A 13,684-nucleotide genomic window follows, 5' to 3' on the forward strand; every position below is an offset into this window, starting at 1 on the left:
CGCGAACACAGCCAGGGCCGGGCCGACGCACGAAGCGGGCCTTGGCTGGACGCTGTGAGGGTTCCGCAGGACGCGGAGAAGGGTCCGGGCGCCGTGGCGCTAAGGGACATGAGCCCGGGTTGCGGGCGTTGTATCTGCGGGCATTCCATCGCCGATCGGCCCGACACGGGAAGGCATGGCGCCGGGCGGCGCGCATGATGTCATTTTGGTTGTGACGGGTGAATCCCCCTCGGTCATATTTACAGCACAACGCGGACGGACGGGTGCAACCGGGTGCTACCCGTCCGCGGCCTAGGCGTGCTTCGCCAGGTCCTTCAGCAGCTCCGCCGGCGCCGTCCAGGGCAGGTTGTGGGCTTCGGCGACGCCGGCAATGGCCAGGCGGCCATGGGCGACGTTGAGGCCGTTGCGCAGGTGCGCGTCGTCCGCCAGGGCCTTGTACGTGCCCTTGTTGGCCAGGGCGATGACGAAGGGCAGGGTGGCGTTGTTCAGTGCCAGGGTGGCGGTGCGCGCCACGGCGCCGGGCATGTTGGCCACGCAGTAGTGCACCACGCCGTCGATCTTGTAGGTGGGCGCCGCGTGGGTGGTGGCGTGGGAGGTTTCCGCGCAGCCGCCCTGGTCGATGGCGACATCCACCAGCACCGCGCCTTCGGCCATCAGCGCCACCATCTCGGCGGTGATCAGTTTCGGCGCGGCGGCACCGGGCACCAGTACGCCGCCTATCACCAGGTCGGCGCCCAGCACCTGCTCGCGCAGGGCCGCGTGGGTGGAACAGAGGGTGACGATGCGGTTGCCGTAGAGGGTGTCCAGGCGGCGCAGGGCATCGACGCTGCGGTCCAGCACGGTAACGTCGGCGCCCATCCCCACGGCCATGGCCACCGCATGGCTGCCGACCACCCCGGCGCCCAGCACCACCACCTTGCCCGGGGCCACTCCGGGCACCCCGCCAAGCAGCACGCCGCGCCCGCCACGCGCCTTCTCCAGGCAGCTGGCGCCGGCCTGGATGGACATGCGCCCGGCCACTTCGGACATCGGCGCCAGCAGGGGCAGGCGGCCGAGGTGGTCGGTGACCGTTTCATAGGCGATACAGGTGGCGCCCGAGGCCATCAGTTCCTCGGTCTGCGGCCGGTCGGGGGCCAGGTGCAGGTAGGTGAACAGCGTCTGGTCCGAGCGCAGGCGCGAACGTTCGGTGGCCAGGGGCTCCTTGACCTTCACCAGCAACTGCGCGGTGTAGAAGAGCTCGTCGGCGCTGGCGGCGATATGCGCGCCGGCCTCCTGGTAATCGGCGTCGCTGAAGCCGATGCCGGCACCGGCGTGGGTCTCGATCCACACCTCGTGGCCGAGCCGGTGCAGCTCCGCGACCGATTGCGGGGTCAGCCCCACACGGTATTCGTGGTTCTTGATCTCCCTGGGCACGCCGATGCGCATGGCCATCTCCTCCAGTCGGAAGGGTTCCTGTCTGGAGTGTAGAAAAGCTTGGCTAATTCGTAGGATGGGTAGAGCTACGCGAAACCCATCAATTTGCACGGTGAGCGCGAATCCATAGGTGATTCGCGGCGCCGACAGGGGCGGAACGTAGGGCGGGTGAAACCCGCGTGGCCGGTATTCGTGTTGCGATTTGCAGGGCGTCCTGCAACTTCGCGTGATGGGTTTCGCTGTGCTCTACCCATCCTACGGGCGACGTGGGCATTTCGCGGTTCAGCTTGTAGCCCGGGCTTCAGCCCGGGAATGCCAGGCATCCGCTCTAGGGCTTGCGCAACCACTGCAGAACGTAGGGCGGGTGAAACCCGCGTGGCCGGTATTCGTGTTGCGATTTGCGGGGCGTCCTGCAACTTCGCGTGATGGGTTTCGCTGTGCTCTACCCATCCTACGGGCGACGTGGGTATTTCGCGGTTCAGTTTGTAGCCCGGGCTTCAGCCCGGGAATGCCAGGCGCCCGGTCTACGGCTTGCGCAACCACTGCAGGAAGCCACCCTTGCGCAGGGCGGCGGGCTTTTGCAGCAGCAGGGAGTGGCTGGCCTGCTCGCGGAAGGCATGCAGGCGGTTGAGCGCGGTGCGGATTTCGCTGCGCTGCTCCAGGCAGGTGCGGATGTTGTCGCGGTCGATGCGGTACAGGCGGCAGGAGGTGAGGGCGGTGAAGCGGGCCCGGGAGGGCGTGTCATCGATGATGCCTTCCTCGCCCATGATCTCGCCCGGGCCCATGCGCCCGGCCTCGACCCAGGCGTCGCCGTCGGGCACCGCCGCCGAGACCACGCCGGTGCCGATCACCAGCAGGTGTTCGGCCACCTCGCCGACGTTGAGCACCACCTGGCCGGCCAGGTAGTCGCGGGCCTCCATGGCCTGGGCGATCAGGTCCTTCTCCTCGTTGCCCAGGGCACGGAAGATCTTCACCTCGTCCAGCAGCAGGCGCTGGCGCGGCTGGGGCAGGGCGTCGGCCTTCCACACCACGCCGCTGGCTTCCAGGTGGCGGTGGGCGAGGTCGAACATCAGGTTGCGCACCTCCACCTTGCTGGTCTTCGGGCCGATGAAGCCGCTGGCCTCGTAGACATTGACCGAAGCGCCGGCGCTCTTGATCGAGACTTTCGGCGCAGGGGAGCTGAGCAGGGCGCTGCAGCCCTGCAGGGTCTTCTCCAGGGCGTCCAGCACCCGGCGCGGGCGCACGCTGGCCGGCACTTCCAGGCTGATGGCCACCCCGTGGGCGTCGTTGGGGCGGCTGCTGTTGATGATCTTCGCCTTGGCCGCCACCGAGTTGGGGATCACCGCCGTGCTGCCCTGGCCGGTGAGCAGGTGGGTGGCGCGCCAGTCGATCTCGATGACCTTGCCCTCGGTGCCGTCGATGGAGATCCAGTCATCCAGCTGGTAGGGCTTGGTGGTGTTGAGGATGATCCCGGAGAACACGTCCGCCAGGGTGCTCTGCAACGCCAGGCCGACGATGATCGCCATGGCGCCGGAGGTGGCCAGCAGGCCCTTGACCGGCAGCTGCATCACATAGCCGGCGGCGGCGACGATGGCCACGAGGAAGATCACCGCGCCCATCACGTCCTGCAGCAGGCGCCCGGTGTGGCCGTTGCGCGAGATCAGCAGCAGGCCCAGCACCACGGTGAGTGTGCGTGCGCAGTACAGCCACCAGACGATCTCCAGCACCGTGGCAGTGAGCGCCTGGGCGGTGTCGGCACCGGGCGGTGGCAGCAGCGGGCTGAGCCCGGCACCGATGATCAGCGCGCTGTAGGCGAGGAACAGCCCCAGGCGTGCCAGCACCCGCCAGGCCGGCGGATTGGCCGGCAGCAGGCGCCAGAGGACCAGGTCGAGGAGCACCAGGGCGACGCCGAAGATCAGCGGGTAGTTCTGCAGCAGGTCGGGCATTCGCGGGGCCTCGGGGCGGTGGCGGTGGCGGTGGCGGTGGCGGGGCGCGCAAGCATCTCGCTGGCACGCGCCCGGCGCAAGAGGGGCGATCACGGCGGTGCATTCTGGCCCAGCACGCGCCGTTCGAAAGCCCCTGGAGGGGCCGGAATTGACGCTTTGGCCATCGCAAGGGCACATCGGCGCCAAGCCAGCACATGCATACAAGTAACCCCTGGCCCGGCGCGGCACCATGGTCGTCGATCAACGCTGCGGGACTCGCTGTTGGCACCCGCAATGGCTCGCCGGCGCCGGCCCATTCACAGGACCCGTGTCGCGCTTCGACGGGTACGGCGCAACCGCGCTGCTACGCTGAATTTCCCGGCGCCGCCCGCCGGCGCTCAACCCCTGGACAGGAGCTGGACATGCCCGATGAACTCACGCGGGAAGTCGTCACCCTGCTGGTACGCCACCGTATCCGCGCGGGCAGCGAGGCCGCTTACGAAGCCTGGCTGCGCCGCACCATCACCACTGCACGGGGCTACCCGGGCCACCTGGGCATCGATGTGATGCGCGGCCACGAGGCCGGCCTGGCGCTGTTCACCTGCGTGCTGCGCTTCGCCAGCACCGGGCAGCTGCAGGACTGGCTGGATTCCACCGAGCGCCGCGCGCTGATCGCCGAAGCCGAGCCGCTGCTGGCCGATGGCGACCGCATCGAGGTGCAGGACGAACGCGAGTTCTGGTTCACCCCGCAGGCACCGGATGCGCCCCAGCCGCCGCGCTGGAAGCAGGCTTGCGTCACCTTCCTGGTGATCCTGCCGCTGAGCCTGCTGGTGCCGCTGCTCTGGCAGCCGGCCTTCGCGCGCCTGCCCTGGCTGGGCAGCTACCTGGGCAGCAACCTGGTGATCACCGCCAGCATCGTGCTGCTGGTGGTGTACCTCTTCATGCCCCGTGCCACCCGGCTGTTCGCCGGCTGGCTCAACGCCCGCTGACCGGAGAACCCCATGGACAACGACGACACCAACCAGGGCCGCCGCCGCTTCCTCGCCAACAGCTCCCTGCTGGGCGCAGCGGGCGCGCTCTGGTCCGCCCTGCCTTTCGCCGGCATGCCCGGCGCCTCTTTCGCCGCCACTTCGGGAACCGACATGAAAGCCGACCTCATCCTCTTCAACGGCCGCCTGCACACGGTGGACCGTGACAACCCCAGCGCCACCGCCGTAGCCATCAAGGACGGCCGCTTCATCGCCGTCGGCAGCGACGCCGAGGCCATGGCCCTCCGCGGCGACGCCACCCGCGTCGTCGACCTGAAGAAGCGCAGCGTCATCCCCGGCCTCAACGACTCGCACCTGCACCTCATCCGTGGCGGCCTCAACTACAACCTGGAGCTGCGCTGGGAGGGCGTGCCGTCCCTGGCCGATGCCCTGCGCATGCTCAAGGAGCAGGCCGACCGCACGCCTACGCCGCAATGGGTGCGCGTGGTCGGCGGCTGGAACGAATTCCAGTTCGCCGAGAAGCGCATGCCGACCCTCGAGGAGCTGAACAAGGCCGCGCCGGACACCCCGGTGTTCTTGCTCCACCTCTACGACCGCGCGCTGCTCAACCGCGCCGCGCTCAAGGTGGTCGGCTACACCAAGGACACGCCCAACCCGCCGGGCGGCGAGATCGTCCGCGACAGCCGTGGCGAGCCCACCGGCATGCTGGTGGCCCGCCCCAACGCGATGATCCTCTACTCGACCCTGAGCAAGGGGCCGAAGCTGCCGCTGGACTACCAGGTCAACTCCACCCGCCAGTTCATGCGCGAGCTCAACCGCCTGGGCATCACCAGCGCCATCGACGCCGGCGGCGGCTACCAGAACTACCCCGAGGACTACCAGGTGATCGAGCAGCTGGCCAAGGCCGACCAGCTCACCGTGCGCATCGCCTACAACCTGTTCACCCAGAAGCCCAAGGAAGAGCTGGAAGACTTCAAGCGCTGGACCGGCTCGGTGAAATACGGCCAGGGCAACGACTTCCTGCGGCACAACGGCGCCGGCGAGATGCTGGTGTTCTCCGCCGCCGACTTCGAGGACTTCCTCGAACCGCGCCCGGACCTGCCGCAGACCATGGAGCAGGAGCTGGAGCCGGTGGTGCGCCACCTGGTGGAGCAGCGCTGGCCCTTCCGCCTGCACGCCACCTACGACGAATCCATCTCGCGCATGCTCGACGTGTTCGAGAAGGTCAACCGCGACATCCCCTTCAACGGTCTGCCCTGGTTCTTCGACCACGCCGAGACCATCACGCCTAAGAACATCGAGCGCGTGCGCGCCCTGGGCGGCGGCATCGCCATCCAGGACCGCATGGCCTTCCAGGGCGAGTACTTCGTCGAGCGCTACGGCTCCAAGGCCGCCGAGAAGACCCCGCCGATTCAGCGCATGCTCGCCGAGGGCGTGCCGGTGGGCGCCGGCACCGACGCCACCCGCGTGTCCAGCTACAACCCCTGGACCTCGCTCTACTGGCTGGTCAGCGGCCGCACCGTCGGCGGCCTGGAGCTGTACCCCCAGGGCCTGAGCCGCGCCACCGCGCTGGAGCTGTTCACCCACGGCAGCGCCTGGTTCTCCTCGGAGCAGGGCAAGAAGGGCCAGATCAAGGTGGGCCAGCTGGCCGACCTGGTGGCGCTCTCGGCGGACTTCTTCAGCGTCGAGGAAGAGGCCATCAAGTGGATCGAATCCGTGCTCACGGTGGTGGACGGCAAGGTGGTGCACGCCGCCGCCGAGTTCGACGACCTGGCGCCGCCGACCGTGCCGGTGCTGCCGGACTGGTCGCCGGTGGCCAAGGTGCCCGGCCACTGGCGCCCCAGCGCGCCGCTGGTGGCCCAGGTGCACCAGTGCGTCGGCCCGTGCGGCGTGCATGCCCACAGCCATGAGCGGGCGCGCCTTTCCAGCGTGCCGGTGAGCGACTTCCAGGGCTTCTGGGGCGCCTTCGGCTGCTCCTGTTTCGCCTTCTGACCATCTCGAATCCTTTCCGTCGGCCCACCAGGCCGGCGCCCAACCGAAGCAAGGAGCAATGCCATGGCTTACCGCTATAACCGCCTCGACAAGGACAACGCCGTCGTTCTGCTGGTCGACCACCAGGCCGGCCTGCTGTCGCTGGTGCGCGACTTCACCCCCGACGAGTTCAAGAACAACGTGCTGGCCCTGGCCGACATCGCCAAGTTCTTCAACCTGCCGACCATCCTCACCACCAGCTTCGAGAACGGCCCCAACGGCCCCATCGTGCCGGAGCTCAAGGCCCTGTTCCCGGATGCGCCCTACATCCCGCGCCCCGGCCAGATCAACGCCTGGGACAACGCCGACTTCGTCGACGCGGTGAAGGCCACCGGCCGCAAGCAACTGATCATCGCCGGCGTGGTGACCGACGTCTGCGTGGCGTTCCCCACCCTGTCGGCGCTGGAGGAGGGCTTCGATGTGTTCGTCGTCACCGACGCCTCCGGCACCTTCAACCCGGTGGTGCGCGACGCCGCCCTGGACCGCATGAGCCAGGCCGGCGCCCAGCTGATGAACTGGTTCAGCGTCGGCTGCGAGCTGCACCGTGACTGGCGCAATGACATCGAAGGCTTCGGCGGCATCCTCGGCGGCCACCTGCCGGCCTATGCCAACCTGATCCAGAGCTACAGCCAGAAGTCCTGATCCACGGGCGGCCCCGCCAGGGGCCGTTTCTGCACAAATCTTCCAGACGCGTTTTTCCGACGACGGATAATGGCCTTTCACCCACGCCCGGTGCAGGCTTGCACCCTGGCCTTTGGAGAGCCCCTTGGAAAACCGCAACTGGATCGATCTCGCGCAGGACGGTGACACGGGCATCGAGACCATCCGCGCCCATTTCCAGGGCCACGCCTACGACCCCCATTGGCACGACAGCTACCTGGTGGGCGTCACCGAGCAGGGCGTGCAGCAGTTCAACTGCCGGCGCCGGCGCAACGTCAGCACACCGGGGCAGGTGTTCCTGCTGGAGCCGGGCGAGATCCACGACGGCCACGCGCCCACCGCAGACGGTTTCACCTATTCCATGCTCTACCTCGACCCGCAGTGGGTGGCGCGCGAGATGCACGCGCTGTTCGAGGACGCGCCGGCCGGCTGCCAGCCGAGCTTCGCCGACACCCTGGCCCACGACCCGACGCTGGCCCATGCCACCCTGCAGGCCTTCCACGCCCTGCATGGCAACGAGGTGCGCATGCTGCGCCAGGCCGGCATCGACCACCTGCTGGCGAAGATGACCGGGCACCTGCACTGGCGCCTGCGCCAGCAACAGGACCCACGTCTGCCCCAGGTGGCGCTGCGCGCGCGGGATTACCTGCACGCGCACCTGGACGAGGAGATCGGCCTGGACGACCTGGCCCGCGCCACCGGTGTCGACCGCTTCCGCCTCACCCGCGCCTTCAAGGCCGCCTTTGGCCTGGCGCCCCACGCCTACCTGATCCAGCTGCGCCTGGCCCGCGCCCGCACCCTGCTGGCCCGGGGCGATACGCCGGCGCAGGTCGCCAGCGCCCTCGGCTTCGCCGACCAGAGCCACCTCGGGCGCTGGTTCCGCCGTGCCTACCGGCTGACCCCGGCGGACTACCGCAAGCGCTGCTCAAAGCTTCCAGACTGAGCCGGGCGCGGCGGTGACCATGGGGCTCGTCTTCACAGGAGCCCTTGCCGATGTCCGTTTCCCTTTCTCTTCACCCTCGTTGCGTGGGCTGACCATGGAACAGTTGCTGCCTTTCCTGCTGTTCGCCTTCGTCGCCTCCATCACCCCCGGGCCCACCAATATCCTGGTGCTCAGCAACGCCTCGCGCTTCGGCCTGGGCGCCGCGCTGCCCATCGTCCTCGGCGCCTGTTTCGCCGCCGCAGCCATCGTGCTGCTGGTGGGGCTCGGCCTGGGCGAGGCGCTGGCCAGCCACCCCGTGCTGCAACGGGCCATGGCCTGGGCCGGCATCGCCTGGCTGAGCTGGCTGGCCTGGCAGATCTTCCGCAGCGAGGCGCGCTCGCTGGACGACCCGGCCGACCCCGGCGCGCGCCTCGGCCTGGCCGGCGCCATCGGCCTGCAACTGGTCAACCCCAAGGTGTGGATGATGGCCCTGGCGGTGGTCGGCGTATTCGCCGGGGAGGGCGCCGACAAGGCCGCGCGGGTGGTGACGCTGTCCCTGGCCTTCCTGCTGGTCTCCATCCCCTGCATGGGCGTCTGGGCACTGCTCGGCTTCGGCAGCGCCCGCCTGTGGCGCAGCGCCGCCGCGCAGCAGCGCTTCAACCAGGCCATGGCCCTGCTGCTCCTGGCCTCCGCCTGGCTCAGCCTGGTGGTATGAGGCACAAACCCTTGTAGGGGCGAATTCATTCGCCCATCGGCCTCGCTGCGGGCTTCCCTTGTGGGAGCGGCTTCAGCCGCGAAATACTCTCAGCCGGCACCTGGCTTCGAATGGCCGGATGATCCATCGCGAATGAATTCGCTCCCACGAGGCGTGGCATGCGTGTGGGCTGGAAGGTCGCTTGGTGGATGAAAGAGCGCCATCCACCCTACACAACGGTCGGCTCCGTCGATCAGGCAGGGCATGTAGGTTGGCGCTGAGCGCAGCGAGGCCCAACACAGCGATGTCCGGCCTCGCTGCGGGCTTTCCCTGTGGGAGCGGCTTCAGCCGCGAAAGACTCCCCGCCGGCACCTTGCTGCGAGTGAGCAGGCACTCCATCGGCTCCCACAATGGGCCACCGCAGCCCAATAAAAAGCCCGCCATGAAGGCGGGCTCGAAAGGGGGCGGGGCGCTCAGTAGTCCATGCCGTCCTCGATGGGGATGCCCTGCTGGCGCATCCGCTCGATCAGCTCGGCGCGGGTGCCGGGCAGGTTGAGCATGCTGACTTTGCGCAGGCGGCTGACTTCCTCGGTGCTGTAGGGCTCGTAGCGGGCGGGCATGCTCTTGCCGGCCATGCCGTCCTCGCGCATCAGCCAGTTGAGCAGGTCGGCCAGTTGCGCGTCGTTGAGCGCGGACTGGGACATGCCCGGCACGCGCACGAGGAACTCGCGGCCACCCTCGACCTTGAGGAAGTTGCCGACGAAGCCCTTCATCCGGGGCGTGTCGTTGGCCTTGGAACCGGTGCCGTCGCCCAGGTGGCAGCCGGCGCATTGCAGCTGGTAGTTCACCGGGGTGCTGTAGCCCGCCTGGGAGATGGGCTTCTGCTCGGCCTCGTTGCCGGGCGCGGCCCGCTGGTGCGGGTCGGGGATCGCCCGGGCGAAAGCCGGCGGGGCTGCCATGGCGCAGGCCAGCGCGGCGATGAACAGTGCTCGCATGACAACCCCTCCGTTCATATCGCCACGCCGCGGATCACCGAGATGGTGCAGTGGTAGATGTGCGACTTGGCGGCCAGGCACCAGTTCACGTCGTTGTTGTTGAAGGGACGGTAGGCCGGCTCCTCGCTGTCGTTGCGGGTACAGGCGCACTGGGCGCAGCTGTGCTTACCGCAGCAGTCGTTGTAGGAAATGATGTAGTCCTTGCCGTCCGCCGGGTTGCGGCAGGTGCCGATCCAGGTCACCTGGGACACCTCGGTGCCCGGCGGGCAGGAGGTGACGGTGCCGCCGCAGCAACTGCACAGAAAGCCGTCGATGGAGCAGTAGCGCCAGTAGTCGCAGCTGGTGGGGTCGCCCGGGTCGCCGGCCTGGGGCGCCTCGGCGGCCAGGGCCTTGGCGGTGCGGTCGATGGGCAGCAGCACCGGCAGCGCGGCGCCGGCCACCATCAGCGAGCCGAAGCGGGCCAGCAGCTTGCGCCGCGAGGTGGTGTCGGCAACGTGCCGGGCGGAGCGTTCGAACAGGAGATCGAGCAGTTTCATGGAAGTCTCCCTTCCTTATTGTTGTGCGGAGTGCGAGTGGCCATGGGCATGGCCAGCGTGCAGGTACTGCTGCAGGGTCGCGCTGCCCAGGTGCTCGGTCTCGAACAGGCTGTCCAGGTGCTCGCGGGAATTGACCAGGCCCTTGGCGCGCAGGGTGCCGGCCTTGTCGATCAGCGCGGCGTAGGGGAGCTTGCCGATCTGGTAGGTCATGCCCACTTCCGGGCCGACCACGTAGGTGGCGTCTTCCAGCTTGAACTCGCGGATCAGCGCGGCCTGGGCATCCATGTCGCCATCGCTGACGTAGATCACCTCCAGGCGGTCGGCCTGTTCCTTGGCGATGGAGCGGATGGCCGGCAGCAGCGATTTGCAGATGGGGCAGGTGGGTGAGAGGAAGAACAGCAGCTGGCTCTTCTCGCCGGCGTAGCCGAAGTTCACCGGGCGGCCGCTGCGGTCGGCGGCGGTCACCTTGGGTGCGGCGTCACCGACGGCGACGCCCTTGTCCATCATCAGCGCGCCGGCCGGGGCCAGGCGGGCATGGAGCACGCCGATCTGGCGCACCAGGCCCATCACGGCGAAGGCCAGGGCGAGCAGCAGGCACCAGAGCAGGATGTTGGAAACGATCAGGCCTTCCATATTTCACCTTCCAATGAGTTTGAGCAGACGGGGGCTGTTGGCCAGCAGGCCATCGGCCGCGGCATAGATGAGCAGGGCGACGGCGGCCGCGGCGATCACCACGAAGCCGTCGAAGGCGCCCAGTTCACGGGCGCCGGGGGTGAGGGTGGCGACCAGCGCCAGGGCCACCAGCACCGCGTTGCGCAGCAGCAGCTGCGGGCGGATGGGCTGGGACTGGTCCGGGCCGGAGCAGCCGCAATCGATGTCGCGACGGCCGCGCCACAGGTTCAGGCCGATGGCGCCGGCATAGGCGGCCAGCAGCAGGGCCGCGCCGAGGGCGGCGAGGCTGCGGCTGGCGGGCACCAGCAGGGCGAAGGCCAGGGCTACCTCCAGCAGCGGCAGCAGCCGGGCGAAGGGCTTGAGCAGCACCTTCGGCAACAGCTGGTAGGCCTCCACCTGGTCGCGGAACCGGGCCGGCGCGCGCAACTTGTGGGTCGCGGCGCTGGCCAGGATCACCGCGACGGCGAGGGCGCTGGCGATGACGAAGATCGGGTCGCTGTACATGGCGGACCTCCTAGTGGCTGAGGATCTGGATCGGCGTCTTGGCGATCTTTTCCATGGTGCCGGTGTGCTTGCCGCTGGCCAGGTCGAAGACTTCCAGCCCGCCGGTGATGTTGGTGCCCAGCAGCAACGGCTTGTCGTCGTTGGTGGCGGCCAGGCTCCAGATCGGGTTGGGCGCTTCCAGGGTGGCGACCTTCTTGCCGGTCTTCAGGTCGTAGACCCAGACGAAGGGGCTCGGGTCTTCCCATTTCATCGGCTCGTGGGCGTCGTGCATCAGCACGTACAGGCGGTTGAGCTTGGGCGCCACGGCCAGCAGCTGCCAGCCACCCGGTGCCCAGCCGGCCTTGCGCTCGGCCTCGGTGGTCAGCGACCAGGGCTCGAGGAATTTCGGCTTGTCGCCGGAAACGTCCACGCCGCGCACGGTGCCGGTGGTGGTGGTGAAGTAGTAGGTGTCGCCCAGGGCGATGCCGCGCTCCACCAGCTTCTCGGCGTTGGGGTCGAAGAAGGCGGTCTGGGTGCGCGCCACTTCCTTGCCGTTGTCGTCGAGCTTGATCACCTGCAGCTTGCCGTCGCCGCACAGCGAGGCGAAGGCGCGCTTGCCCACCGGGTAGTTGAGCACGCACCCGGGGATGGCGATCTCGGCGGTCACCGCCTTGGCCTGGGTGTCGACCACGGTGACCGAGGTGGACGGAGTGAAGTTGTAGACGTAGACGAAACGGTCGTCGCTGCTGGTGCCCAGGGAGTAGCGCTGGGTGAGCATCTCGGCGCGCTTGGTGGGGATCAGCACTTCCCAGGACGGCGACAGGGTGGAGGTGTCCCAGGCGGTCAGCACGTCGGTGCGGGTGCCACGGGTGCCGCGCGAATAGAACAGGTCGGCGGTGTACAGGCGCTTGCCGTCACGGCTCAGGGTCGAGGGCGCGGCGAAGCCAGTGCTGACCATGCCGAGCATCTTCTTCTTCTCCGGGTCCACCACCGTCACGCGACCGGCGACGAAGTTCTCGAACTCGACGTCGACGATGTAGGCGCGGTGCGGCTCCGGCGGGAAGGGCAAGGTCACCTGGCCGATGGTGTCGGCGGGAAGGTCCGCATGGGCGTTCAGCCCCGCCAGCGACAAGCCGAGGCTCAGCGCTGAGTGGACGAGGATCCTGTTTATTCGCATTAGGGGGGCTCCCTGAATTATTGGTCTGGCGGATCGCGGTGCGTTGACAGATTTCTGCAGTCCCAGTCTGCCTCGTGGCTGCGCCAGGGAAATTGCTCTGTCTGCCAACCCGTTGTCTGCCTGTGCCAGCCATTGTGCCGCCGTGCCAGGGGCTTGCGTACAGGCACAGCGGGCAGGGGAAAGTGTAGTGCCGGCGAAGCGGGTTTCACCCGCCCTGCGGGGTTGTGCGGGGCGGCGTGAAGCCGATGCGCTGGCTTCACCGGGATACGCCGCATCGCGAATGAATTCGCTCACGAAAAGCAGGCCCTGTAGGTCGGGTGCAACCCGACGGCTCAGAGGCGGAAGCTGCCCACCAGCTGCCGCAGGCGTTCGGCCTGCTGCTCCAGGTCGGAGCAGGCGCGCAGGGTGCTCTGGAGGTTTTCCACGCCTTGCTGGTTGAGGGTGTTGATCTCGGTGATGTCCATGTTCAGGGCTTCGACCACGGCGGTCTGTTCCTCGGTGGCGGTGGCCACGGACTGGTTCATGCCGTCGATCTCGCCGATGCGCCGGGTGACGCCGGAGAGGCTGTCGCCGGCGCGCTGGGCAATCTCCACGCTCTGCTGGCTGTAGCGCTGGCTCTCGGTCATGGTGCCCACCGCCTCGCGGGCGCCGGCTTGCAGCTCTTCGATCATGCGCTGGATTTCCTGCGCCGACACCTGGGTGCGGTGGGCCAGGCTGCGCACCTCGTCGGCGACCACTGCGAAGCCACGGCCTGCCTCGCCAGCCCGGGCGGCCTCGATGGCGGCGTTGAGCGCCAGCAGGTTGGTCTGTTCGGAGATGCCCTTGATCACGTCGAGGATCTGGCCGATGTCCACCGTCTTGCCGCTGAGGCTTTCGATGTTGCCGCAGGAGGCCTGGATGCGGGTCGACAACGCGTTCATCGCATCCAGGGTCTTGCCCACCACCTGGCGGCCGTCCTCGCTCTGCAGCCGGGCGTCGGAGGCCTGCTGCGAAGCGTCGGCGGCGTTGCGGGCGATCTCCTGGGCGGCCGCGCCCAACTGGTTGATGGCCGCTGCCACGCTGCTGGTGCGCTGGGCCTGTTCGTCGGAGTTGCGCAGTGAGGCGTTGGAGCTGTGCAGCACCTGGCGGGCCACTTCGTTGACCTGCCCCGTGGCCGAGGCCACCTCGCCCAGGGAGGCGTGGATGCG

At 68.4% G+C, this 13,684-nt stretch carries 13 protein-coding genes; 5 read left to right on the plus strand and 8 right to left on the minus strand.

Annotated features, from left to right (window positions below):
- Positions 1–291: 291 nt before the first annotated feature.
- Positions 292–1,425 (minus strand): alanine dehydrogenase, encoded by a 1,134-nt coding sequence (ald, locus tag PSm6_RS24855; protein WP_265168513.1) that lies wholly within the window; start codon positions 1,423–1,425, stop codon positions 292–294.
- 512 nt (positions 1,426–1,937) lie between these two features.
- Positions 1,938–3,359, minus strand: a complete 1,422-nt coding sequence (locus tag PSm6_RS24860; RefSeq protein WP_265168514.1) for a mechanosensitive ion channel domain-containing protein — start codon at positions 3,357–3,359, stop codon at positions 1,938–1,940.
- A gap of 401 nt (positions 3,360–3,760) precedes the next feature.
- Here PSm6_RS24860 and PSm6_RS24865 point away from each other — a divergent pair, with 401 nt between their 5' ends.
- The 5 genes from PSm6_RS24865 (at position 3,761) to PSm6_RS24885 (ending at position 8,655) form a co-directional block, all read left to right on the plus strand.
- Positions 3,761–4,327 (plus strand): antibiotic biosynthesis monooxygenase, encoded by a 567-nt coding sequence (locus PSm6_RS24865; RefSeq protein ID WP_021217256.1) that lies wholly within the window; start codon positions 3,761–3,763, stop codon positions 4,325–4,327.
- A 153-nt stretch (positions 4,328–4,480) separates the two neighbouring features.
- The gene (locus tag PSm6_RS24870; RefSeq protein ID WP_265170569.1) at positions 4,481–6,319 is read left to right on the plus strand and encodes an amidohydrolase; all 1,839 of its coding nucleotides are present in this window, start codon (positions 4,481–4,483) and stop codon (positions 6,317–6,319) included.
- A gap of 63 nt (positions 6,320–6,382) precedes the next feature.
- Positions 6,383–7,000 (plus strand): isochorismate family cysteine hydrolase YcaC, encoded by a 618-nt coding sequence (gene ycaC / locus PSm6_RS24875; RefSeq protein WP_021217254.1) that lies wholly within the window; start codon positions 6,383–6,385, stop codon positions 6,998–7,000.
- A gap of 124 nt (positions 7,001–7,124) precedes the next feature.
- Positions 7,125–7,961: an AraC family transcriptional regulator gene (locus tag PSm6_RS24880; protein WP_265168515.1), complete on the plus strand. Its 837-nt coding sequence runs from the start codon at positions 7,125–7,127 to the stop codon at positions 7,959–7,961.
- Positions 7,962–8,055: 94 nt separating this feature from the next.
- The gene (locus PSm6_RS24885) at positions 8,056–8,655 is read left to right on the plus strand and encodes a LysE family translocator (protein ID WP_265168516.1); all 600 of its coding nucleotides are present in this window, start codon (positions 8,056–8,058) and stop codon (positions 8,653–8,655) included.
- A 452-nt stretch (positions 8,656–9,107) separates the two neighbouring features.
- Here the strand turns inward: PSm6_RS24885 and PSm6_RS24890 are convergent, their stop codons facing one another.
- From PSm6_RS24890 to PSm6_RS30655, 6 genes are all read right to left on the minus strand, one after another.
- The gene (locus tag PSm6_RS24890; protein ID WP_265168517.1) at positions 9,108–9,629 is read right to left on the minus strand and encodes a cytochrome c family protein; all 522 of its coding nucleotides are present in this window, start codon (positions 9,627–9,629) and stop codon (positions 9,108–9,110) included.
- 14 nt (positions 9,630–9,643) lie between these two features.
- Positions 9,644–10,165 carry a methylamine dehydrogenase light chain gene (locus tag PSm6_RS24895; RefSeq protein ID WP_021217250.1) on the minus strand — a complete coding sequence of 174 codons (522 nt, stop codon included), beginning with the start codon at positions 10,163–10,165 and terminating at the stop codon, positions 9,644–9,646.
- Positions 10,166–10,180: 15 nt separating this feature from the next.
- The gene (gene mauD / locus PSm6_RS24900; protein ID WP_021217249.1) at positions 10,181–10,798 is read right to left on the minus strand and encodes a methylamine dehydrogenase accessory protein MauD; all 618 of its coding nucleotides are present in this window, start codon (positions 10,796–10,798) and stop codon (positions 10,181–10,183) included.
- A 3-nt stretch (positions 10,799–10,801) separates the two neighbouring features.
- Complete coding sequence (locus tag PSm6_RS24905) at positions 10,802–11,341, minus strand: MauE/DoxX family redox-associated membrane protein (RefSeq protein WP_021217248.1); 540 nt, start codon at positions 11,339–11,341, stop codon at positions 10,802–10,804.
- Positions 11,342–11,351: 10 nt separating this feature from the next.
- Positions 11,352–12,497 (minus strand): amine dehydrogenase large subunit, encoded by a 1,146-nt coding sequence (locus PSm6_RS24910; protein ID WP_031286963.1) that lies wholly within the window; start codon positions 12,495–12,497, stop codon positions 11,352–11,354.
- Between the two features lie 332 nt (positions 12,498–12,829).
- Positions 12,830–13,660, minus strand: a complete 831-nt coding sequence (locus PSm6_RS30655; protein ID WP_371877156.1) for a methyl-accepting chemotaxis protein — start codon at positions 13,658–13,660, stop codon at positions 12,830–12,832.
- Positions 13,661–13,684: the final 24 nt, after the last annotated feature.

Origin of the sequence: Pseudomonas solani (genome assembly GCF_026072635.1) — a bacterium.
In the GTDB taxonomy this organism is placed as follows: domain Bacteria; phylum Pseudomonadota; class Gammaproteobacteria; order Pseudomonadales; family Pseudomonadaceae; genus Metapseudomonas; species Metapseudomonas solani.

Coding starts and splice junctions, on each gene's coding strand:
- ald (WP_265168513.1), bottom strand. CDS start 1,425: ATGCGCATCGGCGTGCCCAGGGAGATCAAGAACCACGAATACCGTGTG.
- PSm6_RS24860 (WP_265168514.1), bottom strand. CDS start 3,359: ATGCCCGACCTGCTGCAGAACTACCCGCTGATCTTCGGCGTCGCCCTG.
- PSm6_RS24865 (WP_021217256.1), top strand. CDS start 3,761: ATGCCCGATGAACTCACGCGGGAAGTCGTCACCCTGCTGGTACGCCAC.
- PSm6_RS24870 (WP_265170569.1), top strand. CDS start 4,481: ATGAAAGCCGACCTCATCCTCTTCAACGGCCGCCTGCACACGGTGGAC.
- ycaC (WP_021217254.1), top strand. CDS start 6,383: ATGGCTTACCGCTATAACCGCCTCGACAAGGACAACGCCGTCGTTCTG.
- PSm6_RS24885 (WP_265168516.1), top strand. CDS start 8,056: ATGGAACAGTTGCTGCCTTTCCTGCTGTTCGCCTTCGTCGCCTCCATC.
- PSm6_RS24890 (WP_265168517.1), bottom strand. CDS start 9,629: ATGCGAGCACTGTTCATCGCCGCGCTGGCCTGCGCCATGGCAGCCCCG.
- PSm6_RS24895 (WP_021217250.1), bottom strand. CDS start 10,165: ATGAAACTGCTCGATCTCCTGTTCGAACGCTCCGCCCGGCACGTTGCC.
- mauD (WP_021217249.1), bottom strand. CDS start 10,798: ATGGAAGGCCTGATCGTTTCCAACATCCTGCTCTGGTGCCTGCTGCTC.
- PSm6_RS24905 (WP_021217248.1), bottom strand. CDS start 11,341: ATGTACAGCGACCCGATCTTCGTCATCGCCAGCGCCCTCGCCGTCGCG.
- PSm6_RS24910 (WP_031286963.1), bottom strand. CDS start 12,497: ATGCGAATAAACAGGATCCTCGTCCACTCAGCGCTGAGCCTCGGCTTG.